Annotated in this window: 22 protein-coding genes; 5 read left to right on the top strand and 17 right to left on the bottom strand. The window is 74.8% G+C overall.

All coding sequences use genetic code 11. From position 1 onward, the window contains the following. Positions 1-57 precede the first annotated feature (57 nt). From ACI3EY_RS00215 to ACI3EY_RS00155, 13 genes are all read right to left on the bottom strand, one after another. Positions 58-993 carry an aminoglycoside phosphotransferase family protein gene (locus tag ACI3EY_RS00215; RefSeq protein ID WP_405038984.1) on the bottom strand — a complete coding sequence of 312 codons (936 nt, stop codon included), beginning with the start codon at positions 991-993 and terminating at the stop codon, positions 58-60. A 32-nt stretch (positions 994-1,025) separates the two neighbouring features. Then, positions 1,026-1,958: a metallophosphoesterase gene (locus ACI3EY_RS00210; RefSeq protein ID WP_405036855.1), complete on the bottom strand. Its 933-nt coding sequence runs from the start codon at positions 1,956-1,958 to the stop codon at positions 1,026-1,028. A gap of 10 nt (positions 1,959-1,968) precedes the next feature. Further along, positions 1,969-2,730: an adenosylcobinamide-GDP ribazoletransferase gene (gene cobS, locus ACI3EY_RS00205; protein WP_405038983.1), complete on the bottom strand. Its 762-nt coding sequence runs from the start codon at positions 2,728-2,730 to the stop codon at positions 1,969-1,971. 3 nt (positions 2,731-2,733) lie between these two features. Continuing rightward, positions 2,734-3,828, bottom strand: a complete 1,095-nt coding sequence (gene cobT, locus ACI3EY_RS00200; protein WP_405038982.1) for a nicotinate-nucleotide--dimethylbenzimidazole phosphoribosyltransferase — start codon at positions 3,826-3,828, stop codon at positions 2,734-2,736. Between the two features lie 5 nt (positions 3,829-3,833). Further along, positions 3,834-4,415 carry a bifunctional adenosylcobinamide kinase/adenosylcobinamide-phosphate guanylyltransferase gene (gene cobU, locus ACI3EY_RS00195; RefSeq protein WP_405036852.1) on the bottom strand — a complete coding sequence of 194 codons (582 nt, stop codon included), beginning with the start codon at positions 4,413-4,415 and terminating at the stop codon, positions 3,834-3,836. Continuing rightward, positions 4,415-5,371 (bottom strand): adenosylcobinamide-phosphate synthase CbiB, encoded by a 957-nt coding sequence (cbiB, locus tag ACI3EY_RS00190; RefSeq protein WP_405038981.1) that lies wholly within the window; start codon positions 5,369-5,371, stop codon positions 4,415-4,417. Before cbiB ends, cobU begins: the two co-directional genes overlap by 1 nt. Then, complete coding sequence (locus tag ACI3EY_RS00185) at positions 5,368-6,057, bottom strand: adenosylcobinamide amidohydrolase (protein ID WP_405038980.1); 690 nt, start codon at positions 6,055-6,057, stop codon at positions 5,368-5,370. The genes cbiB and ACI3EY_RS00185 overlap by 4 nt, the downstream gene beginning before the upstream one ends. A 2-nt stretch (positions 6,058-6,059) precedes the next feature. After that, positions 6,060-7,655 carry a cobyric acid synthase gene (locus ACI3EY_RS00180; RefSeq protein ID WP_405038979.1) on the bottom strand — a complete coding sequence of 532 codons (1,596 nt, stop codon included), beginning with the start codon at positions 7,653-7,655 and terminating at the stop codon, positions 6,060-6,062. Positions 7,656-7,657: 2 nt separating this feature from the next. Beyond that, the gene (gene cobO, locus ACI3EY_RS00175; RefSeq protein WP_405036848.1) at positions 7,658-8,233 is read right to left on the bottom strand and encodes a cob(I)yrinic acid a,c-diamide adenosyltransferase; all 576 of its coding nucleotides are present in this window, start codon (positions 8,231-8,233) and stop codon (positions 7,658-7,660) included. Further along, positions 8,230-9,078: an ABC transporter ATP-binding protein gene (locus tag ACI3EY_RS00170; protein WP_405038978.1), complete on the bottom strand. Its 849-nt coding sequence runs from the start codon at positions 9,076-9,078 to the stop codon at positions 8,230-8,232. The genes cobO and ACI3EY_RS00170 overlap by 4 nt, the downstream gene beginning before the upstream one ends. Beyond that, on the bottom strand, positions 9,075-10,154 hold the full coding sequence (locus ACI3EY_RS00165; protein ID WP_405036846.1) for a FecCD family ABC transporter permease: 1,080 nt from the start codon (positions 10,152-10,154) through the stop codon (positions 9,075-9,077). Before ACI3EY_RS00165 ends, ACI3EY_RS00170 begins: the two co-directional genes overlap by 4 nt. Before the next feature lie 10 nt (positions 10,155-10,164). Then, the gene (locus ACI3EY_RS00160; RefSeq protein ID WP_405038977.1) at positions 10,165-11,208 is read right to left on the bottom strand and encodes an ABC transporter substrate-binding protein; all 1,044 of its coding nucleotides are present in this window, start codon (positions 11,206-11,208) and stop codon (positions 10,165-10,167) included. Between the two features lie 229 nt (positions 11,209-11,437). Further along, complete coding sequence (locus ACI3EY_RS00155) at positions 11,438-12,373, bottom strand: aminotransferase class I/II-fold pyridoxal phosphate-dependent enzyme (RefSeq protein ID WP_405038976.1); 936 nt, start codon at positions 12,371-12,373, stop codon at positions 11,438-11,440. Between the two features lie 113 nt (positions 12,374-12,486). On the opposite strand from ACI3EY_RS00155, the gene ACI3EY_RS00150 reads away from it, so the two are divergent. Then, positions 12,487-12,762: an HU family DNA-binding protein gene (locus ACI3EY_RS00150; RefSeq protein ID WP_405036843.1), complete on the top strand. Its 276-nt coding sequence runs from the start codon at positions 12,487-12,489 to the stop codon at positions 12,760-12,762. 130 nt (positions 12,763-12,892) lie between these two features. Further along, positions 12,893-13,720: an SGNH/GDSL hydrolase family protein gene (locus tag ACI3EY_RS00145; protein ID WP_405036842.1), complete on the top strand. Its 828-nt coding sequence runs from the start codon at positions 12,893-12,895 to the stop codon at positions 13,718-13,720. 9 nt (positions 13,721-13,729) lie between these two features. Here the strand turns inward: ACI3EY_RS00145 and ACI3EY_RS00140 are convergent, their stop codons facing one another. Together ACI3EY_RS00140 and ACI3EY_RS00135 are read right to left on the bottom strand one after the other, a co-directional pair. Then, the gene (locus ACI3EY_RS00140; protein ID WP_405038975.1) at positions 13,730-14,953 is read right to left on the bottom strand and encodes an AAA family ATPase; all 1,224 of its coding nucleotides are present in this window, start codon (positions 14,951-14,953) and stop codon (positions 13,730-13,732) included. A gap of 65 nt (positions 14,954-15,018) precedes the next feature. Beyond that, on the bottom strand, positions 15,019-15,801 hold the full coding sequence (locus tag ACI3EY_RS00135; RefSeq protein WP_405038974.1) for a HEAT repeat domain-containing protein: 783 nt from the start codon (positions 15,799-15,801) through the stop codon (positions 15,019-15,021). Between the two features lie 124 nt (positions 15,802-15,925). On the opposite strand from ACI3EY_RS00135, the gene ACI3EY_RS00130 reads away from it, so the two are divergent. Both ACI3EY_RS00130 and ACI3EY_RS00125 read left to right on the top strand, forming a co-directional pair. Then, positions 15,926-16,849 (top strand): cation diffusion facilitator family transporter, encoded by a 924-nt coding sequence (locus ACI3EY_RS00130; protein ID WP_405038973.1) that lies wholly within the window; start codon positions 15,926-15,928, stop codon positions 16,847-16,849. A gap of 74 nt (positions 16,850-16,923) precedes the next feature. Then, a complete protein-coding gene (locus ACI3EY_RS00125) occupies positions 16,924-17,307 on the top strand; it encodes an ankyrin repeat domain-containing protein (protein ID WP_405038972.1) in 384 nt (127 codons plus the stop codon). Positions 17,308-17,353: 46 nt separating this feature from the next. On the opposite strand, the gene ACI3EY_RS00120 is transcribed toward ACI3EY_RS00125, so the two are convergent. After that, entirely contained in the window at positions 17,354-18,199 is an 846-nt protein-coding gene (locus ACI3EY_RS00120) for a helix-turn-helix transcriptional regulator (protein WP_405038971.1), read from the bottom strand. Positions 18,200-18,350: 151 nt separating this feature from the next. On the opposite strand from ACI3EY_RS00120, the gene ACI3EY_RS00115 reads away from it, so the two are divergent. Next, positions 18,351-19,286: an SDR family oxidoreductase gene (locus ACI3EY_RS00115; RefSeq protein WP_405036836.1), complete on the top strand. Its 936-nt coding sequence runs from the start codon at positions 18,351-18,353 to the stop codon at positions 19,284-19,286. Here ACI3EY_RS00115 and ACI3EY_RS00110 read toward each other — a convergent pair. Continuing rightward, on the bottom strand, positions 19,273-20,205 hold the full coding sequence (locus ACI3EY_RS00110; RefSeq protein ID WP_405038970.1) for a LysR substrate-binding domain-containing protein: 933 nt from the start codon (positions 20,203-20,205) through the stop codon (positions 19,273-19,275). The genes ACI3EY_RS00115 and ACI3EY_RS00110 overlap by 14 nt on opposite strands. Positions 20,206-20,304 lie beyond the last annotated feature (99 nt).

Genomic DNA, 20,304 nt, shown 5'->3' with positions numbered 1-20,304 from the left:
GAGGGTCCTCTGGGGGTAACCGCACTCGGGGTATGCGAGGTGCGGAGGGGCCAGCGCTCAGTCGGCGAAGGCCTTGGCCAGTGCGATCATCCGCGAGCCGAACTCGTCCGAGGCGGGGGCGTGCTGCGCCGCCCACAGCGCGTTGAGCACCAGCCGGACGAAGGTCCAGGCCCGGACCCGGTCCTCCTCGAGCCCCGCGGCCTCGGCGACGAGGTCCGCACGCAGCCGGGCGTGCACCCGCAGGTTGGACGCGCGCGCGGCCTCCTCGGGACGGTTCCAGACGACGGGTGCCACTGCGTACGCCCACTCGGCGGCGACCGGCTTGGGGTCGATCGCCAGCCACGTCCCCCGCCCGGGGTGCAGGGGTGCGAGCACGTTCAGGTCGTGCAGGTCCTCGTGCACCAGTCGGGTATGCCCGTCCGCACCGAGGAGCTGGTCCAGCACCGTCCGCGCCTGCTCGGTCAGTCGCCGGGGCACCAGCGGCGAGCCCGGCACCAACTGCTCGCGCCACCGGAGGGCCCGGACGGCGACGGTGTCGAGCTGCGGGGTGGCAGGGCGATCGAGCTCACGCATCAGTTCACCGATCACCTCGCAGGCCTCCAGCAGCGGCCGGTCGCGCAGGCATACCGAGGCGTCCAGCCGCTCCAGGAGCAGCGCCCCGGCCCGGGGGTCTGCCGCGAGGAGCCGGACCGCGCCCCGGCCGTCCCACAGCCGCAGCGCCAGGTGCTCGTGCCGGGCCTCGGCGTGCGGCCAGGTCAGCTTCAGCGCCGCCGGCTCGTCGTCCCGGCGCAGCACCGGCAGCACCAGCGCGCACTCCCCGTGCCTCGGCGGCCCGTCCGGCCGCAGCTCCCAGCGCTCCAGGTGGTCCTGGACGAGGACCGGCAGCCGCTCGAGCCACGTGTCGCCGTCGACCGGCTCCGGTGCGCCCCGGTCGGCCGCCGCGGCCAGCTGGTCGTCGGGAGCACGCCCGGCGACAGCGTCCCGGAAGCTCACCGGCACCAGGTCGGGCGTCGGGTCGGGCCGGCTCAGGAGTGCTCCGCCAGCGGTGAGGACTTGGCGGAGACGGCCTCCCGACGCTGCTCGGCGCTCAGCCCCTCCAGCAGGGCGACCACCGACGCGGGCCGCCCGGCGACCTCGGGCCCGTCGGGCACCGGCACCACCGAGTGCACCACCCGGTCGCCGTAGACGTGCACCATGTTCACCGACTGGTGCGCGTCCACCGCGGAGGTGAAGCGGTCCAGCGGCGCCGGGTCCTCCAGGAAGCAGGTCGCCCCCGCGACCGAGACCGGGATCCCCGCGAAGGTCGAGTGCGAGGTGAAGTGGAAGTGCCCGCCGAGGATGCCGATCACGTCCGTCCCGGCCAGCACCGCCGCCAGCCGGTCCTGGTCGAGCAGCTCGATCAGCCCGGCCGCCGGCACCATCGGCACCGGGATCGGCGGGTGGTGCAGGGCGAGCAGCGTCCCGTGCGGGGCGGGGGTGGCCAGCTCGGCCGCCAGCCACGCCAGCTGCCCGTCGTCCAGCTCCCCGTGGTGGTAGCCGGGCACGGTGGTGTCCAGCGAGACCACCCGCAGCCCGTCGACGTCGTGCACCCGGTCCTGCGGTCCGACCGGTCCCTCGCCCGGCGCCGTCCCGAACAGCTCGGCGGCGTAGGCCTCACGCTCGTCGTGGTTGCCCATCACCCAGATCAGCTGCGCCCCGAGCTCCGCCGCGACCGGCTGCACCAGCTCCCGCAGCTCGCGGTAGGCCGCCGGCTCGCCGCGGTCGGCGAGGTCCCCGGTGAGGACCAGCGCCTGCGGGGCGGGGTCGAGCCGGGTCAGCCGGTCCAGTGCCTGCCGCAGGTGGGCCACCGTGTCCACCGCCCCGAGCTGCAGGACGCCGTCGGCGAGCAGGTGGGTGTCGCTGATGTGGGCGACCACGTGCGAGGGCCGCGGGTACTGGCTGAAGTGGGGTGCGCTCACGGCGCCCAACCTACGCCCAGCCCAGCAGCGCCAGCGGCACCAGCAGGCACGCGGTCCGGGTCAGCTCGGCGGTCGCGCCCAGCACGTCCCCGGTCACCCCGCCCAGGCTCCGGTATGCCCACCGCGACACCAGCGCCGGGGTCACCACCGCGGCAGCCAGCTGAGCCAGGGCCACCCAGGGCCCGACCAGCAGCAGGGTGCCCGCGGTCGCCGCGACCGCCAGCCCGGCGGCGGCGACGACCGGCCCGGTGCCCAGCCCGGCGACCAGCGCGCCCGCGGTGCCCTCGGCGCGGGCATACCGCAGCCACCGTGCCGGGGGCAGCATCGCGGCCCGGGACAGCGCCCCCGACGCGAGCAGGAGCATCAGCAGCTGCCCACCCCCGAGCACCCCGAGCAGCCCGGCCAGCACGCCCACCTGCAGCAACAGGGCGAGGACGAGCGCGGCGCCGCCGTAGACACCGACCGCGTGGTCCTTCATGATCCGCAACCGGGCCGCCCGGTCCTGGCCACCCCCGCACCCGTCCGCGCAGTCGGCCAGCCCGTCCAGGTGCAGCGCCCCGGTCACCACCACCTCCAGCAGCACCGCCAGCGTCGCGGCCACGAGCACCGGCAGGAGGAGGTGGGCGGACCAGGCCAGCGCCGCCGTCAGCGCACCGACCCCCGCCCCGACCACCGGGAACGCCCAGGCCGCCCGGGCCAGGTCGAACCGTCGGCGCGCGGGCACCGGCAGCCGGGTCAGGAACGAGGTGGCGTCCAGCAGCGGGCCGGTCATCGCTCAGCCGTCGTGCTCTGTGCCGGCCCCCACGCCGAGGTCCGCCAGCTCGCCCATGTCCTGCAGCAGCGCCAGCGCCGACCGGACCAGCGGGATCGCCAGGGCGGCGCCGCTGCCCTCGCCCAGGCGCAGCTCCAGGTCGAGCAGCGGCTCCAGGCCCAGGGCCTCCAGCTGCATGCTGTGGCCGGGCTCGGTGGAGCGGTGCGAGGCGATCATGGCGTCCGCGCAGCCGGGCGCGAGACGCCAGGCCATCAGGGCACCGGCGGTGCTGATGAAGCCATCCACCAGCGCGGGCACCCGGTGCGCGGCGCAGGCCAGCGTGGCCCCGGCGAGCGCGGCGATCTCCAGCCCGCCGAGGGCGGCCAGCAGCTCCCAGGGGTCCTCGACGTCCTCGTGCCGGGCCAGCACGGCGTCGACCATCTCGACCTTGTGCGCCAGCGCCTCACCGGTCACCCCGGTACCGGCCCCGACCACCCGGGCCGGGTCGCGGTCCAGCAGGGCGGAGGTGAGCACCGCGGCCGTGGTGGTGCTGCCGATGCCCATCTCGCCGAGCGCGACCAGGTCGGCCCCGGCCTCGATGAGCTCCTCGGCGAGCTCGATGCCGTGGGCGACGGCCAGCTCGGCCTCGGCGAGGCTCATCGCCGGACCCTCGGCGCTGTTGGCCGTCCCGGCCCGGACGCGCCGGTCGAGCACCGGGGCCCACCGCGGGTGCAGGGCGGGTGGGTCGATCACGCCCAGGTCGGCCACCACCAGCCGGGCGTCGGCCTGGTGCGCCAGCACCGAGACCGCCGCCGTGCCGCTGGCGAAGCTGGCCAGCATCAGCCCGGTGACCTCCTGCGGGTAGGCGCTCACCCCGGTGGTCGCGATGCCGTGGTCCGCGGCGCAGACCAGCACCGCCGGGGCGTCCACCCGGGGGGTGCTGGTGCGCTGGATGCCGCCGACCCGGGCGGCGAGCCCCTCCAGGCGCCCCAGGCTGTGCAGGGGTTTCACCTTGGCGTCGAAGGCACCGGCGACGGCCGCCACGGACTCGTGGTCCAGTCCCTCGATGGCGGCGATCGTGCGGTCCACCACGCCACGGGCGCTGGCTGGGTCGGCCATGTCGGTCAGTCCTCCTGGGGGTCGAGCGTCAGGGTACGTCCGGCGACCACGAGCTGGGCGAGGTCGGCCCGGGCGGCGAGCGCCTGGTTCACCCGCCCCAGCCGGTCCCGGTAGTCGCGCGACAACGGGTGCATGGGCACGATCCCGAGGCCGACCTCGTTGGTCACCACCAGCACCGTCCCGGGGTATGCCGCCGCCCAGTCGGCGAGGGCGTGCGCCCGGTCCAGGGTGGTCGCTGCCTCGTCACCGTGCTCCATCAGGTTCGACACCCACAGTGCCAGACAGTCGATGACGACGCACCGGCCGGGCGGCAGCTCCCGGCAGGCGTCGACCAGCTCGACCGGTGCCTCCACGGTGCTCCAGGACGAGGGCCGTTCGGCGCGGTGCAGGGCGATCCTCTCGCCCATCTCCGCGTCCCGCGGCTGGGCGGTGGCGACGAAGACGACCGGCACCCCGCCTTGCTCGGTGGCGCGTCCGGTGGCGCGTCCGGTGGCGTGGGTGGTGGCGCCGGTGGCGCGGGCGGCGCGCCGCACGGCCAGCGCGGACTTTCCGCTGCGGGCGCCCCCGGTGAGCAGGGTCAGGCTCATCAGGTCCTCCTCGTGCGGCGGGCGAGGCACCACAGTGCCACGCACGCGGCGACCATCAGCAGCTCGGCGCGGTCCACCAGCAGGCGGGCCCGGGCGATGTCCGCGGGCCCCGGGCGCGGTCCCTGCCCCAGGGTGGGCCGGTGCTCCAGGCGCTCGCCGTAGCGCAGCGGCCCACCCAGCCGGACGCCCAGCGCGCCCGCGAACGCAGCCTCGGCGACCCCGGCGTTGGGGGAGGGGTGGGCCGGGGCGTCCCGGTATACCGTGCGCAGGACGTGACCTGCGTGCTGCGGCCCGGCGAGCACCGCGACCAGACCGGCGAAGAGCCGCGCCGGAACGCAGGCCAGCACGTCGTCGGCGCGGGCGGCGGCGGTGCCGAAGCGTGCGTACCGCGGGCTGCGGTGGCCGACCATCGCGTCCATCGTGTTCACCGCCCGGTGCACCAGGGCCCCGGGCGCACCGGCGACCAGCCCCCAGAAGGCGGGGGCGACCACCGCGTCCACGGTGTTCTCGGCGAGCGACTCGACCACGGCGGCAGCGACCCCGGAGGCGTCCAGCGCGCTCGGGTCCCGCCCCACCAGCCACGGCAGCCGTGCCCGGGCCCCCTCCAGGTCGTCGTCCTCCAGCCGCTGTCCGATGGCGGTGGCGGTCCGGCGCAGCATCCGCCCGGCGCTGGCCACCTGGACGGCGACCGCCACCGCCGGCACCGGCCGCCCGCCCGTCGCCCGGTGCAGCAGCACCCCGGCCAGCGCCCCCAGACCCGCCCCGGCCAGGGCGTAGACCACCCCCGGGGTCCGGGCGTCCGCGTGCACCCGCCGTTCGAGCCGACCCATGACGGTGCCGAAGCCGGCGACCGGGTGCCACCGGTCCGGCGGCTCACCGAGGGCCCGGTCCAGCAGCAGCCCGGCGGCGACGCCCAGCGAGCGTTGCGCCAGGGTGCCGGGCAGCGGGCGCCTCACCAGCGCACCCCGGCGTCGACGTCGGCGGCCGGCCACGGGCGGGCGCGCATCCCGGCGGAGACGGCGGCGTGCACGGCCACCGCCACGGACTGGCCCCATCGGGAACGGACCCCGGCGAACGCCTCCGGCGGCGTGTCGGCCCTGCCCACCTCGTGCGGCGGGCACAGCACGACGACCGCGTCGCTGGCGGTGCCGGTCCCGGGGACCCCGGCCTCCAGCAGGGCCTGGGCCTTGGCCTCGGTGAGCGTGCCGACCGCCTGCACCAGGGCGGAGCCGGAGAGCGGGCGGGGGAGGGTGACGACGATGTTGATGGTGCCCGGGGGTGGCGGCAGCCCGGGGTCGGTCGGGGGACGGCCGTCCGGGGCGAGCGCCCAGGTCGGCTTGGTGACCCCGACGGTCGCCCAGGCCCGGACCCCGTCGTGCTCGGCGTGCTCGACCTGGGTGACGTCGGCGGCGGTGAGCAGCGTGGTGCCCGGCCCCCGCAGGCCGAGGGCGGCCGCCCGCTCGGCGGCGTAGGCCGGCAGGTCGGTCCGGGTGAAGTCGTCGCCGACGCCGAGGTTGGTGACCCAGCGTGGTCGCCCGGGCCCGCCGCCGACGGAGGCCGAGCTGAGGGCGGTCCACCCGGGCGGCACCCGCCAGACGAGGGCGGCGCCACCTGCGCCGTGGTGGTCGGGCCGCACCTGCATGCTCACCACCCCGGCGGATCCTCCGGGTCGTGCGCGGTGGCCGCCAGCGCCAGCACGGCGTCCAGGTCGAGGTGGTCCTCCACCCAGTCCGCGAGGTGGTCGAGGTGGTCCTCCAGCGCCTGCGCGTAGGGCCTCGTGGTCGGCACGAAGGTGCGGCCGCGCACCGCGGCGACGGCACCGAGCAGGGCCCGGCGCAGCTCGTCGGAGTCGAGCACCCCGTGCAGCGAGGTGCCCCGGACCCGGCGGTCGTCGCGCAGGCAGCCCTCGGGGGTCCACGAGCGCACCGTCCCCGCGGCGACCGCCGCCTCGTCGCCCGGTCCGTCGGGCGTTCCGTCGCTCGTCCCGTCGGCGAGCTCCAGCCACGCCTCGCCCTCGAGCAGCCTGGTCCGTCCCAGCCGCACCTGGTAGCCCTTCGCGGTCAACCCGGAGCGTCCGGTGGTCCGGCCCACGTCCCGGCGGACCACCTTGGGGGTGCGGAAGGTCGTCTCGACCGGCAGCAGGCCCAGGCCGGGGACCGTCCCGGCGCCGGACTCCACGTCGTCCTCGATGGTGGTGCCGAGCATCTGGTAGCCGCCGCAGATGCCGAGCACGTGCGGCCCCACCGGGTTCTCCACCAGCCGCTGCAGCGTCCGGTCCAGACCCCGCTCGCGCAGCCAGCCCAGGTCGGCGACGGTGGCCCGGGTGCCGGGGACGACGACCAGGTCGACGTCGGACAGGTCGCCGGGGCGGGTGGCCCAGCGCAGCTCGACGGAGGGTTCCAGCGCCAGCGGGTCCAGGTCGGAGGGGTTGGCCAGGTGCGGCAACCGGATCGCGGCGACCCGCACCGGCCGGTCCGCGAACCAGCCCTCCTCCGGTGAGGGGCGGCCCGGTGCCTCCAGGTCCAGGGAGTCCTCCACCCCGAGCATCAGGTGCTCCCCCAGGTGCGGGAGCACCCCGAGCACCGGCATACCGGTGCGACGTTCCAGGTCCTCGATCGCCGGGTCCAGCAGGGAGACGTCCCCGCGCATCCCGTTGAGGACGACCCCGCGCAGCTGCCGCCGCAGCCGCTCGGGCAGCAGCGCCCAGGTGCCGTAGGCCGAGGCGAACGCGCCGCCGCGGTCGATGTCGACGACGAGGACCGCGGGCACCCCGGCGGCCGCGGCGAGCGGCAGGTTCACCACATCCCGGTCCAGGAGGTTCGGCTCGGCGGCCCCGCCGGCGCCCTCCATGACGACCAGCTGGTGCTCCCGGCGCAGCCCGGTCAGCGCGTCCAGCACGAGCGGGCGCAGGGTCCGGGCCCGGTCCCCGTAGCTCACCGCGTCGTCGACGGCCACCTCGTCCCCGAGCACCACCACGTGCGAGCGCCCGCCCGAGGGCTTGAGCAGCACCGGCCCCATCCGGCGGTCCGTCTCCACCCGGGCCGCGAGCGCCTGCATCGCCTGGGCCCGGCCGATCTCCCCGCCGTCGGGGGTGACCGCGCTGTGGTTGGACATGTTCTGGCCCTTGAACGGGACGACGTCCACCCCCCGGTGGGCCAGCGCCCGGCACAGCGCCGAGGTCACCGTCGACTTGCCGGCCCCGCTGGCGGCGCCGGCGACGAGGATCGCGGACCCAGCCATCCTCAGTAGTCGATCCCGCGGCGCGCCCGGATGCCCTGGGCGAAGGCGTGCTTGACGGCGACCATCTCGGTGACGGTGTCGGCGACGTCGATGACCGGCTGCGGCATCTCCCTCCCGGTGAGGAAGACGCTGACGTCCTCGGGCCGCTCGCGCAGCGCCGCGACCACGGCGTCGACCTCGATCCAGCCCCAGTTCATCGGGTAGGAGATCTCGTCCAGCAGGATCATCCGGTGCTCGCCGGCCGCGATCAGCGCGGCGGTGAACTCCCAGGCGGCGACGGCCTTGGCGCGGCTCTCGTCGAGGTCCTCGCTGTCCCAGGAGAACCCGTCACCGGCGCTGAACCACTCCACCCCGAGCTGGCGCAGCATCGCCTCCTCGCCGGTGCGCCACTTCCCCGACTTCAGGAACTGCACGGTGGCGGTCGGCCACTCCCGGGCGCGGCTGCGCAGCAGGGTGCCGAAGGCGGCGGTGGACTTGCCCTTGCCGTGGCCGGTGCTCACCAGCACCAGCGAGGGTGCCGAGCGCAGCTCCCGCCGGTCGTAGGGCCGGGTCGTGCGGGGGGCGTCGTGCTCGGTCACGAGACTTCCTCGGAGTGGGGGTCGCGGGCGCTGCGTCGGGCGGACAGGTCGAGCGGTGCGGCGACCGTGGAGGTGTGCCGGTCGCGCGGGGCCGGCAGCACGACCAGGTGGCCACCCAGCTCGTGCACCTGCACAGGGTGATCGTAGACGCGGCTGAGCAGCTCCGGCTCGAGCACCTGCCCGGGGGTGCCCAGGGCCACCGGCCGACCCCGCTCCAGCAGCAGCAGCCGGTCGGCGTAGCGGCCCGCCATCCCGAGGTCGTGCATGGCGGCGACGACGGTCAGGCCGTCCTCCCGGCGCAGCTCGTCGACGAGCTCCAGGACCTCCACCTGGTGACCCACGTCCAGCGCCGAGGTGGGTTCGTCGAGGAGCAGCACGGGGGACTGCTGCACCAGCGCCCGGGCGATGACCATCCGCTGCGCCTCGCCGCCGGAGAGGCTGCGGACCTGGCGCCGGGCGAACGAGGCCAGCCCCAGCCGGCGCAGCACGTCGGTGGCGACGACCCGGTCGGCGCGGGACTCGGAGGCGAACCAGCCGAGGTGGGCGGTGCGGCCGAGCAGCACGTACTCCACCACGGTCATCCCCGGCGGCAGCTCGGGGGCCTGGGGCATCAGCGACAGGTCGGTGGCACCGGGGCTGCGTCCGTCACCGAGCTCGACGGTCCCGGTCCGGGGGACCAGCCCGACGAGGCTGTTGAGGAAGGTCGACTTGCCGGAGCCGTTGGGGCCGATCAGGCCGAGCCACTCTCCCGGACGCAGGTCGAGGTCCACGCCGGCCACGACCTCCACCCCGTCGAAGGCCACCCGGACCTCGCGGCTGCGCAGGGCGTGCAGCGGGCTTGTCACGAGCCGACCTTCCGGCGCCACAGGACGACGCAGAAGAAGGGGGCACCGACGAAGGCGGTGATGACCCCGACGGGCAGCTCGCCCGGGGCCACCAGGGTGCGCGCGCCGATGTCGACCAGGGCCAGGAAGGCTGCGCCCAGGACCGCGGACAGCGGGATGATCACCCGGTAGGAGTGGCCCACCAGCAGCCGCACCAGGTGCGGCGTGACCAGCCCGACGAAGGCGATGAGACCGCTGACCGACACGGCGGCCGCGGTGATCAGGGTCGCCGAGGCGACGACCACGAAGCGGGACCGGGCCGGTGACAGCCCCAGCGCCCGCGCCTCGTCGTCGCCGAGGCGCAGCACGTCCAGGTGGCGGGCGTGCACCCAGAGCACCGCCCCTGCCAGCAGCACGTAGGGCAGCAGCAGGGTGACGGGCGCCCAACCGTGGGTCGCCAGCCGGCCGAAGAGCCAGGAGAGCACCTCCCGGGCGGCGGTCTGGTCGAGCCGGGTGAGGGCATACGTCTGGGCGGCGGAGAACAGCGCCGCCATCGCGACCCCGGCCAGCAGCAGGGTGGCCGGGTCGCGGAACGAGCCGCGGGCGACCAGCACCGAGCCGGTGACGGCGATGATGGCGCCGCCGAACGCGGCCATCGGCAGCGCGGCCACCGGGCCCCAGGCCAGGTCGAGCCCGAACCCCAGCGCCAGCACCGCGCCGAGACCGGCACCGGCCGAGACGCCCAGCAGGTAGGGATCGGCCAGCGGGTTACGGAAGACCCCCTGGTAGCCGGCGCCGGCCATCGCCAGGCTGGCCCCGACGAGAGCGGCGAGCACCGTGCGCGGCAGCCGGATCTGCCACAGCACCGCCTCCTGGGAGGTGGTGAGGGTGGTGGCGACGTCCACCCCGGGCAGGGCGCCGAGCAGCGAGCGCACGACCCCCTCGACCGGCAGCCCCGCCGCTCCCTGGGTGACCGAGATCAGCACGGTCAGGAGCAGCAGGGCCAGGCACCCCAGGAGCGCGGGGACCGACAGCCGGAACGCGCGCTGCGCGGTCTCGTCGAGGGCGTCGGTCGACGCGTGGGTGCGGGCGGTCATCGGTGGTCGATCAGCGTCCGGCCGGGGCGCCGACCTCGACCTCGGTCAGGGCGTCGGCCACGGTGGAGACCAGCTGCGGCAGCCGCGGCCCCCAGCGGGAGGCGATGTCGGCGTCGACGACCACGATGTTGTCGTTGCGGACGGCGTCGATCTCCGACCACCCGGGACGGTTCGCGACGTCCTCGGCGGTGTACGAGACCTGGTCGGTGATCACGATCAGCTGCGGGTCCGCCTCGATGATGGACTCCTCGGTCAGCTGCGGGAAGCCGGTGCCGTCGGTGTCGGCCTCGTCGGCGATGTTGACCGCCCCCATCTGGGCGTAGACGTCACCGATGAAGCTGGCCGAGCTCGCCGAGTAGTAGCTGTCGTCCAGCTCGTGGTAGACCCGCAGCTCCTCCCCGTCGGTCTCCGGCGCCGAGGCGAAGGCCTGGTCGACCTGCTCGCGCAGGTCGGCGATCGTCGCGGCGGTCTCGTCCACGTGCCCGGTGGCCAGGCCCAGGGCGGCCATGCCGTCCCAGCCGTCCTCGACGGTGGTCGGTGCCGGGCTGACGATGACCGGCACGTCGATCGCCTCCAGCGAGGCGACCAGGTCGTTGGCGTCGTTGCTGACGACGACCAGGTCCGGCTCGTAGCCGACGACGGCCTCCACGTTCGGCTCGAAGCCGGACAGGTCCGTGGTGGGGACGCCCTCGGGGTAGGTGGAGAAGGAGTCGACGGCCACCACCTGGTCGCCGGCCCCGATCTCGAAGAGGATCTCGGTGGCCGAGGGGGAGAGCGAGACGATCCGCTGCGGCTGCTCTTCGACGGTCACCTCGCCGGAGGCGGTGTCGACGGTGACCGGGAAGGTGCCGTCGGCTCCGGCGTCGTCGCCAGGGGCGCTGGTGCCGGCGGCGTCGTCGGTCGCCCCGGTCGTGTCCTCGGTGTCCGGCTCGGAACCCGAGGAGCTGTCGGTGGCGCCGTTGTCGGCGGACTCGTCGGCGTCGTCGCCGCAGGCGGCGAGGCCGAGGGCCAGCGTGAGCACGCCGGCGAGGGTGAGGGGGGTGCGGACGTTCATCTGTTCTCCTGTCGATCGAGGAGGGAGTTCGCTCGAGCGACGGGAGGGACTCGCGTCGTCCGAACCGGCCCTAGGTCCTCGAGGGCGAATGGTCTCGGATCGCCGTGCAGCTCGACCGGACTCGGCCACCTCGCGTCGGCGCCGGTCGGACCGGGACGACGTGGATGACTCCACCGTTGCGGGACAGTGCCGGGTTCTCACCGGACTTCGTCTACGCGACCAGCAGAGTCTAGCCCGCGCTGCGCGACCCCTCGCCCGAGCGGTCCAGGGCCCGGGCCAGCCGGGAGATCCCCTCGGTGTCCGGTACCGCGATCCGGGTGACCCCGGGCATACCGAAGCTGGTGCAGTCGCGCACCAGCACCCCGTGCGGGGCGAGGCGCTCGCGCAGTCCGGGCTCGGCGACCAGCACCCACGGGGCGTCCGCGGCCTCGACCGCCAGCCCGTGCTCGGTCAGCGTCCGGACCAGCGCGGCCCGCAGCTCGCGGATCCCGGCCGCCCACCGCGGCAGGTCGGCACCGGCGAGCAGGTCGGGCAACGCGGCCAGGGCCAGGGTGCTGACCGGCCAGTGCGGCTGCCGCGCCCGCACCCGGTGCAGCAGGTCGGGGTCGGCGAGCGCGTAGCCCAGGCGCAGCCCTGGGCAGGCGAAGGTCTTGGTGAGCGAGCCCACCGTGGCGACGGAGGCGGACGTGCGGGTGGGCCCGGAGCTCCAGCGGCCGGTGGCGAGGGCGTAGAAGGCCTCGTCCCAGACGTCCACGTGCTCGTCGGGGCCGGCCAGGCGGCCGGTCGGGGAGTGCGGGTCCGAGCGCCAGCGGGGTCCGTGCGGGGCGCGGGGGTGCAGCCCGAAGTCCGGCTCGCTGCGGACCCCTCCGCCCAGCTCGGCGGCGACCAGCTGGATCGCCTCGCTCCCGCCGTTGGTCAGCAGCACCCGGTCGGGGTCGGTGCCCAGGGCCGCGGCCAGCTCTCGGGTCGCGACCTCGGGGTCCGGGTAGCGGCCGAGCGCGTCCAGGTGCCGGCCGACGATCTGCCGCGGGTGCGGCGCCAGCGGGTTGAGGTTCTGGCTGAGGTCGAGCAGGGCGCCGGGGTCCAGCCCGAGGGCGCGGGCGACGGCGGGGGCGTCCCCGCCGTGCGCGCCTGCAGGAGGGACGAAGGGGGTCGAGGGGGTCACGAAAGCCACTCTAGGTCCGGAATTCCGCGACGCGCCGGGGGTATGAGTTGGCAAACGGGCTCGCGATCTGCCTACGGTGAGGTGACTCATTAGCGCGATGAAAGGCTGTCAACATGAGCAAGAAGGTCATCGTCGAGACCGTCGCCCGCGAGGCGAACATGACCCAGGCTGCCGCCGACAAGGTCGTCAGCTCCGTTCTCGAGGCCATCTCCGCCGAGCTGGCCAAGGGCGAGAAGGTGTCGTTCCCCGGTTTCGGCACCTTCGAGGTCCGCGACCGCTCGGCCCGTACCGGCCGTAACCCGCAGACCGGCGCCGAGATCCAGATCGCCGCGAGCAAGGCCCCGGCGTTCAAGGCCGGTTCCAAGCTCAAGGAGCGCGTCTCCGGCTGAGCAGACGCACCACACTGCACGACACAGCACGACCTGAACGACCACGAGACGCCCGGTCCTCCCCCGAGGACCGGGCGTCTCGTCGTGCCGGACCGAGCGTCTCGTCGTGCCCGTCTTCTATCCTGCAGGTATGCCCGTACGACCTGACCCCGCTCAGCCGCGCGTCTGGGAGCGGTACGTGGCACTCGGGGACTCCTTCACCGAGGGCCTGCACGACCCTGACCCGCGTGAGCAGGACCAGTACGTCGGCTGGGCCGACCGGCTCGCGGCAGCGCTCGCCGTGCGCAACGACGGCGTCGGCGCACCTTTCGGCTACGCCAACCTCGCGATCCGTGGGCGCCTGATCGACGCCGTCATCGAGGAGCAGCTGCTGCCCGCGCTGGCCCTGGAGCCGGACCTGGTCAGCCTGTCCGCCGGGGGTAACGACGTGCTCCGGCCGCGGGTGTCGCTGACCGCCGTGATGCGCCGGCTGGAGAGCGCCGTCGAGACGGTCCGGGCCACCGGGGCCGACGTGGTCCTGGTGACCGCCCCCGACGTCTCCTGGTCGCCGCTGGTCAACCGGGTCCATCCGCGGATGGCCGAGTACACCGCGAACCTGTGGGCTGTCGGGCAGCGGACCGGGTCCTTCGTCGTCGACATCTACACCCTGAAAGCCCTCCACGATGCCCGGATGTGGGGGCCTGACCGGATCCACTTCAGTACCGAGGGGCATACCCGGATCGCGGCGCAGGCGCTCTGGACGCTGGGCCTGGAGGTCGAGGACGACGCCTGGACGACCCCGCTGGAGAAGCTCCCGGCTCCCGGCCGTCTGGAGTCCCTGCAGGCCGACCGGGAGTGGGTCGCCTCGACCCTACGGCCGTGGATCCGGCGCAGGATCCGAGGGGAGAGCTCCGGCGACGGTCGGGTGCCGAAGCGCCCCCGGGTCACCCCGGTGGAGATGCCACCCTCGACCCCCTGACCGGCATACCTAGCGTCGGCCCCACTCCCACGGTGGCGTGGACAGCATCCCCTGACCGGACACGAGGGTCTCGCCGAGATCCTTGATGAGGTGGTGGGTGCGCATCGCCGTCACCTCGCCCGGCACCAGACCCTCCTCAGGATCCGCACCCCCGTCGTCCCCGTCTCCGACGGCCTCCGACAGGGCCTCGACCAGCGCCTCCGCGTGGGTGACGACGACCACCTGGGTCCGGGCCGAGGCCCGCGCGACCGCACGCGCCAGCGGGGGCAGCAGGGAAGGGTGCAGGCTGGTCTCCGGCTCGTTGAGCGCCATCAGCCGGGGTGGGACCGGGGTGAGCAGGGCGGCCAGCCACAGCAGGTAGCGCAGGGTGCCGTCGGAGAGCTCGACGCAGCGCAGCGGCCGCAGCATGCCGGGCTGGTGCAGCTGGACGTCGAAGAGCCCGTCGTTGACCGCGATCGAGAGCCGTGCCCCGTCGAAGGCGTCGGCCACGGCCGCGTCCAGCTCGGCCGGGGAGTCCTCACGGATCGTCTGCAGCGCCGCGGCGAGGTCGGCCCCCGTGTCGCTCAACGCCCAGGTGCGGGTGCCCACCTGCGGCCGCCGGGCGGGGGCGTCCGCGTCCACCCGGAACCCGTCGTAGAAACGCCACGTCCGCAGCGCCTCCCGGACCGCCCACAGCTCAGGCGCGGCCGCCAGGTCGACGACCTCGGTCAGCATGCTCGACCAGGTCGGCACGCTGACCGGGGCCTGCGTCCAGGCGCCGTCGTCGTCGCGCAGCTCCACGTGACGGTGACGGCGACGGGCGACCAGTCGGCCCGGGCGCATCACCGGGCCGCTCCAGACCGCCTCGCGCTTGATCTCGGGATCCCGGTTGAAGATCGTCATGCCCGACTGCACGGGGATGCCCAGGTCGACCAGGTAGGACAGCTCGTCCCCGGCACCTCCGACACCCAGCCGTACCGCGACCGGCCCGCTGCGCGTGGTGCCCTGCACCGCGTGGTCGCGGCGCGCCTGGCCCAGCGACTCGGGCCCGGCCCACAGCGCCGAGTCCAGTCCGCCCTCCTGGGCCAGGGCCCGCACGCCGTCGCCCCGCCCGCAGGCGGCCAGGAGCCGCAGCGCACGGTATGCCGTGCTCTTGCCGGAGCCGTTCGCCCCGGTGACGACGGTGAGCCGACCGAGCGGCAGGACGACGTCACGCAGCGAGCGGTACCCGCTGACCGCGATCGTGGAGTACATGGGACCACCGTAGGAGCAGGGTCCGACAGGGTGCCCCTGACGACGGGACGGACCCGCCGCCGGGGTCAGGCCGTGCGCCCGGCCCGCTCCGCACGGTCGGCCAGCAGCCACTGGGCGGTGAGCGACAGGAACCTGTCCTCCCCGTCCCGGAGCAGCATCAGCGCCTCCTCGACCTCCGGGGCGTCCAGCGGGGCGAGGGCCTCCAGGGCGACGAGCGCGGTCTCGCGTCCCTCGCCCTGCGCCGCTGGGGCGAGCGCGGCTTCCGCGAGGGCGGCCGCAGCCGGCCGGGCGGCCGGGTCACCGATGAGCACCAGGGCCTGAGCGGCGTGGTGACGCACCGCGGGGTCCGGGGCCGCCAGCGCGTCGGCCAGGCCCTCGACGGCCGGTGCTCCGAGCTGTTCCAGGGCGCGTGAGAGCTCGCGGCGCTGCTCCTCCTCACCCTCGCCGAGGTGAGCCAGCAGGGCAGGGGCGGCCTCGGGCGTACCGGTCCGACCCAGCGCCCACCAGGCCTTGGCGGCGACGCCGGGCTGGCGCGCGTCGGCATACCGGAGGATCTGCGGGACCGCTTCCGGTGCCTGGATCTTGCTGAGCGCGTGCAGCACCTGGACCCGGGCGTCCGGGCACCGGTCGAGGGCGTCGAGCAGGGGAGCAAGGGCTGCTTCCGGGTGCCGGACGACGGCCCAGGTCAGCGTCTCCCGCACGAAGAAGTCGCCCTCGCCCACCAGCAGCGAGACGAGGTCGGGGGTGAGCGTGGCGTCGCCGTGCGTCCCCAGGTGCAGGGCCGCCTGCTGGCGGACGGTGGGGCTGGGGTCGGAGACGGCCCGGCGGGCGCGGTCCAGGGTGGTCACGTCAACTCTCCTCGTGGTGGGTGGTCGATGAACGTCGGTGGTCCCGATCCTCATTCCTCTCCCGGCGTGAGGGTCAAGCCACCGGCCGCGACGCGGGCCTGGGGAGGGAGGCGATACTGGTCGGGTGAGCGCCGAGCACAGCCATGACCACACCGGGGGCGCGAGCGTCACCCGGTTGCTGGCCGCGTTCGCCATCACCGCGACGATCCTGGTCGCCGAGGTGGTCGGGGCGCTGGTGACCGGCAGCCTGGCGCTGCTGGTGGATGCCGGGCACATGCTCACCGACGCCGGTGGTCTGCTGATGGCCCTGGCCGCGGCGCGGCTGATGATGCGCCCGCCGAGCGCGCGCCGCACCTGGGGGTTCGCCCGTGCGGAGGTGCTCGGTGCCGGCGCTCAGGCGACGGTCCTGCTCGGGGTCGGCCTCTTCGCCCTGGTCGAGGGTGTCCGACGGCTCACGGGTGACGCACCGCCGGAGGTGGCGGGTGGCCTGCTGCTGGTCTTCGGTGTGGTGGGCCTGCTCGGCAACATCGCCGCGCTGCTGATCCTGGCCGGCGGGCGGGACGCCAACCTGAACCTGCGGGCGGCCTTCCTCGAGGTGGCCGCGGACGCCCTCGGGTCGGTGGCCGTGATCGTGTCCGCCGTCCTGATCACCACCCTGGGCTGGCAGCGGGCGGACGCGGTCGTCGGGATCCTGATCGCGCTCCTCATCATCCCGCGGGCGGTCGCGATCCTCCGGGTGGCGGGCAGCGTGCTGCTGGAGGCGACCCCGCCGGGACTCGACCTGTCCGACGTGCGCTCGCACATCATGGGTGTCGAGCACGTCGTCGATGTGCACGACCTGCACGCATCTCGCATCGGCACCGGTATGCCGGTCCTCACCGCCCACGTCGTCGTCGAGCAGGGTTGTTTCCAGGACGGTCATGCGCCACAGATGCTGGACGCGCTGCAGCAGTGCGTGGCCGGGCACTTCGACGTCAGCGTGGAGCACTCGACGTTCCAGCTGGAGCCGCCGTCACACAGCGACCACGAGCACGCCCACCACCCCTGACGCTCGGTGGGTCTGTGGGCAACCACGGGCGACGCTCGGTGGGGTGGTGGGCGCCCTGCCCTAGGCTCATCCTCATGGACGACCCCTCGAGCGAGGCCGTGGACCTGGCCCACATGCTCTTCGACCTCGCCCGGGGCGGGCAGGGCGAGCAGCTGTCCGCCTACGTGGACGCCGGTGCGCCGGCGGACCTCACCGACCCGGCGGGGAACACCCTGCTGATGCTGGCCGCCTACCACGGGCACGCCGCGACCGTCGGCGAGCTGGCCCGCCGCGGCGCCGACGTGGACCGGCTCAACGACCGCGGCCAGTCCCCGCTGGCCGGCGCGGTCTTCAAGGGCGAGGCGGACGTGGTCGCGGTGCTGCTCGAGCACGGCGCCGACCCGGACGCGGGGCGGCCCACGGCCAGGGAGACCGCGGTCATGTTCGGCCGGCCCGACCTGCTGCCGGACGGCTCCTGAGCCGATCCGGGCCAGTCGACTACGACGACCGCCTCGGCTACGTCGGCTACGTCGCGCTCATCCCGCTCGCACCGACGACCGAGAGCAGGGCCAGCTTCTCGTGGCTCTCGCTGCCGGGCACGGCCGTGTAGACCAGCAGCGTGTGGGCATGGGCCGGGTCCAGCATGACCTGACAGTTCAGCTCGACGTACCCGACGGACGGGAGCTGGTAGCGCTTGGTCTCCCGCGGCCGGAGGCCCACCTCGTGCCGCTGCCAGACCTCCCGGAACTCCTCGCTCGTCCCCAGCAGCAGGGTGGCGAGCTCGGCCGCGCGGGACCCCGGTCCCCGCTGGGCCATCACCGTGCGCAGCCCGGAGGCATACAGCCGCGAGTAGAACTCGTGGTCCTCGGGCAGGTAGACGTCCCTCGCGCCGGGCTGGGCGAACCACCGGTAGCCGATGCTGCGGAAGGGTCCGGTATGCCGGGTGAGGTCGCCGAGCAGTGCCACCCCCACCGGCGTCTGGCGCAACGTCTCACCCAGCTCGGTCACCACCTCGGCCGGGGTGTCCGCGAGCCGGTCCAGGATCCGCAGCACCCCGGGGCTGATGTGATCGCCGCCTGCGGTGGGTGAGGGCGGGGGGTGACCGGCCAGCCGGAAGAGGTGGTCCCGCTCGGCCACGCTCAGGTGCAGGCCCTGGGCGATCGAGCCCAGCATCTGCTCGGAGGGTCGCGGCCCGCGTTCCTGCTCGAGCCGGGAGTAGTAGTCGGTGGACATGTGGCACAGCGCCGCCACCTCCTCCCGGCGCAGGCCGGCGGTCCGCCGCCGCTGCCCCCTCGGCATCCCGACGTCCTCCGGCTGCAGCGCCTCCCGGCGGCTGCGCAGGAAGGTGGCGAGCCCGCTGCGATCCGTCATGGGAGCATCCTCGCGCGTCTGGGACCCGCGAGCCAGGGACCCCCGAGCCAGGGACCGCCGATCCAGGGATCAACCGACCCTGGATCGCGCCGCTCCCGCCGCGCACCCTGGTGAGAGGGGCGCACCCGCGCCGCCGGACGACAGGAGCGCCATGCCACGCAGTACCCCAGAGCTCACCCTCCCCGATCTCACCGGCCGACGCGCCGTGGTCACCGGCGCCAGCGACGGCATCGGCCTCGGGATCGCCACCCGCCTTGCGGTCGCCGGGGCGGAGGTGGTGATGCCGGTGCGGAACCGGGCCAAGGGCGAGGCCGCGGTGGAGCGGATCCGGAGGGGGCACCCGCAGGCCCGGCTCACCCTGGAGTCGCTGGACCTGTCCTCGTTGGCCTCGGTGGCCGCGTTGGGCGAGCGGCTGCACGCCAAGGGCGAGCCCGTGCACCTGCTGGTCAACAACGCGGGGGTGATGACCCCGCCGGAGCGTCAGGTGACCGAGGACGGCTTCGAGCTGCAGCTGGGCACCAACCACCTCGGGCACGTGGCGCTGACCGCGCACCTGCTGCCGTTGCTGCGGGCGGGGCGAGGCAGGGTCACCTCCCAGTCGAGCATCGCGGCCCGTAGCGGGGCGGTGCACTGGGAGGACCTGAACTGGGAGCGCAGCTACGACGGGATGGCCGCGTACCGGCAGTCGAAGATCGCCGTGGCACTCTTCGCGCTCGAGCTCGCCCGGCGCAGCAGCGAGGCAGGGTGGGGCGTCACCAGCACCCTCTCCCACCCGGGTGTGGCTCCCACCAGCCTGCTCGGCGCGCGACCGGAGATGGGTCGGGCGCAGGCCACGTCGGGGCGCCGTGTGATCCAGTGGCTCTCGGGCCGCGGGCTGCTGGTGGGGACGGTGGAGAGCGCGGGCCTGCCGGCCCTGATGGCGGCCACCTCGACGGAGGCGGAGGGAGGCGACTTCTACGGGCCGCAGGGTCCTGGCAGTGCCGGAGGCCGCCCGGGCCGGACGGCGCTCTGGCGACCGATGCGCACCGAGGACGCCACCCGGATGTGGACGGTCTCGCAGGAGCTCGCCGGCGTCACCCTCGGTTGACCGGCCGGGGCAGGGCCTCGGCTCGGGCCCGGTCCAGCACGTGCTCGCGGAACAGCTCGGCGGCCGGCAGCATGCGGCGCCGGGGGGCCCAGGACAGCCCGACGTCCCGGGTGGCGCCGCGGTCGGTCAGCCCGAGCACGTGCAGGCCCGACACCGGAGCGGCCACCGACCCGCCCCACAGCGTGGGCGCCACCGCGACGCCCAGGCCCGCGGCGACATACCCGCGCAGGGTCGGCAGGTCGTCGGCGACGAAGGCGATGTCCGGGGAGAAGCCGGCCTCGGTGCACAGCTGTTCGCAGTGCCTGCGCAGCAGGGAGGTATGCCGGATCATCACGAAGGGTTCGTCCGCCACCTCCTCCAGCGCCACCGCGTCGGCGTCGGCCAGCCGGTGACGGGGGCCTACCAGCAGCCGCAGCGGCTCGGCCACCAGGGACCGCCACCGGGGGTGCTCCGGGCCGGGGGGCGGACGGAGCGTGGACAGCTCGACGTCCACCACGCTGCCCGCGCCCACCTCCGGGACCGTCTCGTCGGTCTTGGTCCGCAGGTCGAGCCGGACCTGCGGGTGCAGCGCGCGGAAGCTGCTCACCAGGTCCGGCACCAGCCAGGTGCCCAGCGACGGCTGGAAGGCGATGGTCACGGTCCCGGTCTCGGGGTCCAGGATCTGCTGGACCGCGGCGAGCCCGTCGTCCAGGTGGTGCAGCACCGCGTCCACGTGCTGCTTGAAGGTGGCCCCGGCGTGGGTGAGCCGCAGCACGCGCCCCTCCCGGCGCAGCAGCGGGGCCCCGACGTCCCGCTCCAGCCGGGCCAGCGCCCGGGAGACCGCCGGCTGGGAGACCGTCTCGGTCTGGCTCACCTCGGTGACCGTGACGCCGTCCGCGACCAGTTGGAACCACCGCAGCGTCTCCGTCTCCATACCCATGAACCTAGCGTATGAATCACCTGCGCAAGAGGCATTAGACGTATGAGTCGCACCCGAGGACCCTGGAGACATGGCAAAGTTCCTGTACCGCATGCTCAC

Origin of the sequence: Serinicoccus shuyuelongi, assembly GCF_045032955.1 — a bacterium.
Taxonomy (GTDB): Bacteria; Actinomycetota; Actinomycetes; order Actinomycetales; family Dermatophilaceae; genus Ornithinicoccus.
This window is presented reverse-complemented; position numbering and strand designations above follow the sequence as displayed.

Excerpts from the sequence above, each read along its gene's own strand:
- cobS (WP_405038983.1), bottom strand. The coding sequence starts at position 2,730 with ATGACCGGCCCGCTGCTGGACGCCACCTCGTTCCTGACCCGGCTGCCG.
- cobT (WP_405038982.1), bottom strand. The coding sequence starts at position 3,828 with ATGGCCGACCCAGCCAGCGCCCGTGGCGTGGTGGACCGCACGATCGCC.
- cobU (WP_405036852.1), bottom strand. The coding sequence starts at position 4,415 with ATGAGCCTGACCCTGCTCACCGGGGGCGCCCGCAGCGGAAAGTCCGCG.
- ACI3EY_RS00185 (WP_405038980.1), bottom strand. The coding sequence starts at position 6,057 with ATGCAGGTGCGGCCCGACCACCACGGCGCAGGTGGCGCCGCCCTCGTC.
- ACI3EY_RS00180 (WP_405038979.1), bottom strand. The coding sequence starts at position 7,655 with ATGGCTGGGTCCGCGATCCTCGTCGCCGGCGCCGCCAGCGGGGCCGGC.
- ACI3EY_RS00165 (WP_405036846.1), bottom strand. The coding sequence starts at position 10,154 with ATGACCGCCCGCACCCACGCGTCGACCGACGCCCTCGACGAGACCGCG.
- ACI3EY_RS00160 (WP_405038977.1), bottom strand. The coding sequence starts at position 11,208 with ATGAACGTCCGCACCCCCCTCACCCTCGCCGGCGTGCTCACGCTGGCC.
- ACI3EY_RS00150 (WP_405036843.1), top strand. The coding sequence starts at position 12,487 with ATGAGCAAGAAGGTCATCGTCGAGACCGTCGCCCGCGAGGCGAACATG.
- ACI3EY_RS00145 (WP_405036842.1), top strand. The coding sequence starts at position 12,893 with ATGCCCGTACGACCTGACCCCGCTCAGCCGCGCGTCTGGGAGCGGTAC.
- ACI3EY_RS00140 (WP_405038975.1), bottom strand. The coding sequence starts at position 14,953 with ATGTACTCCACGATCGCGGTCAGCGGGTACCGCTCGCTGCGTGACGTC.
- ACI3EY_RS00125 (WP_405038972.1), top strand. The coding sequence starts at position 16,924 with ATGGACGACCCCTCGAGCGAGGCCGTGGACCTGGCCCACATGCTCTTC.
- ACI3EY_RS00120 (WP_405038971.1), bottom strand. The coding sequence starts at position 18,199 with ATGACGGATCGCAGCGGGCTCGCCACCTTCCTGCGCAGCCGCCGGGAG.
- ACI3EY_RS00115 (WP_405036836.1), top strand. The coding sequence starts at position 18,351 with ATGCCACGCAGTACCCCAGAGCTCACCCTCCCCGATCTCACCGGCCGA.
- ACI3EY_RS00110 (WP_405038970.1), bottom strand. The coding sequence starts at position 20,205 with ATGGGTATGGAGACGGAGACGCTGCGGTGGTTCCAACTGGTCGCGGAC.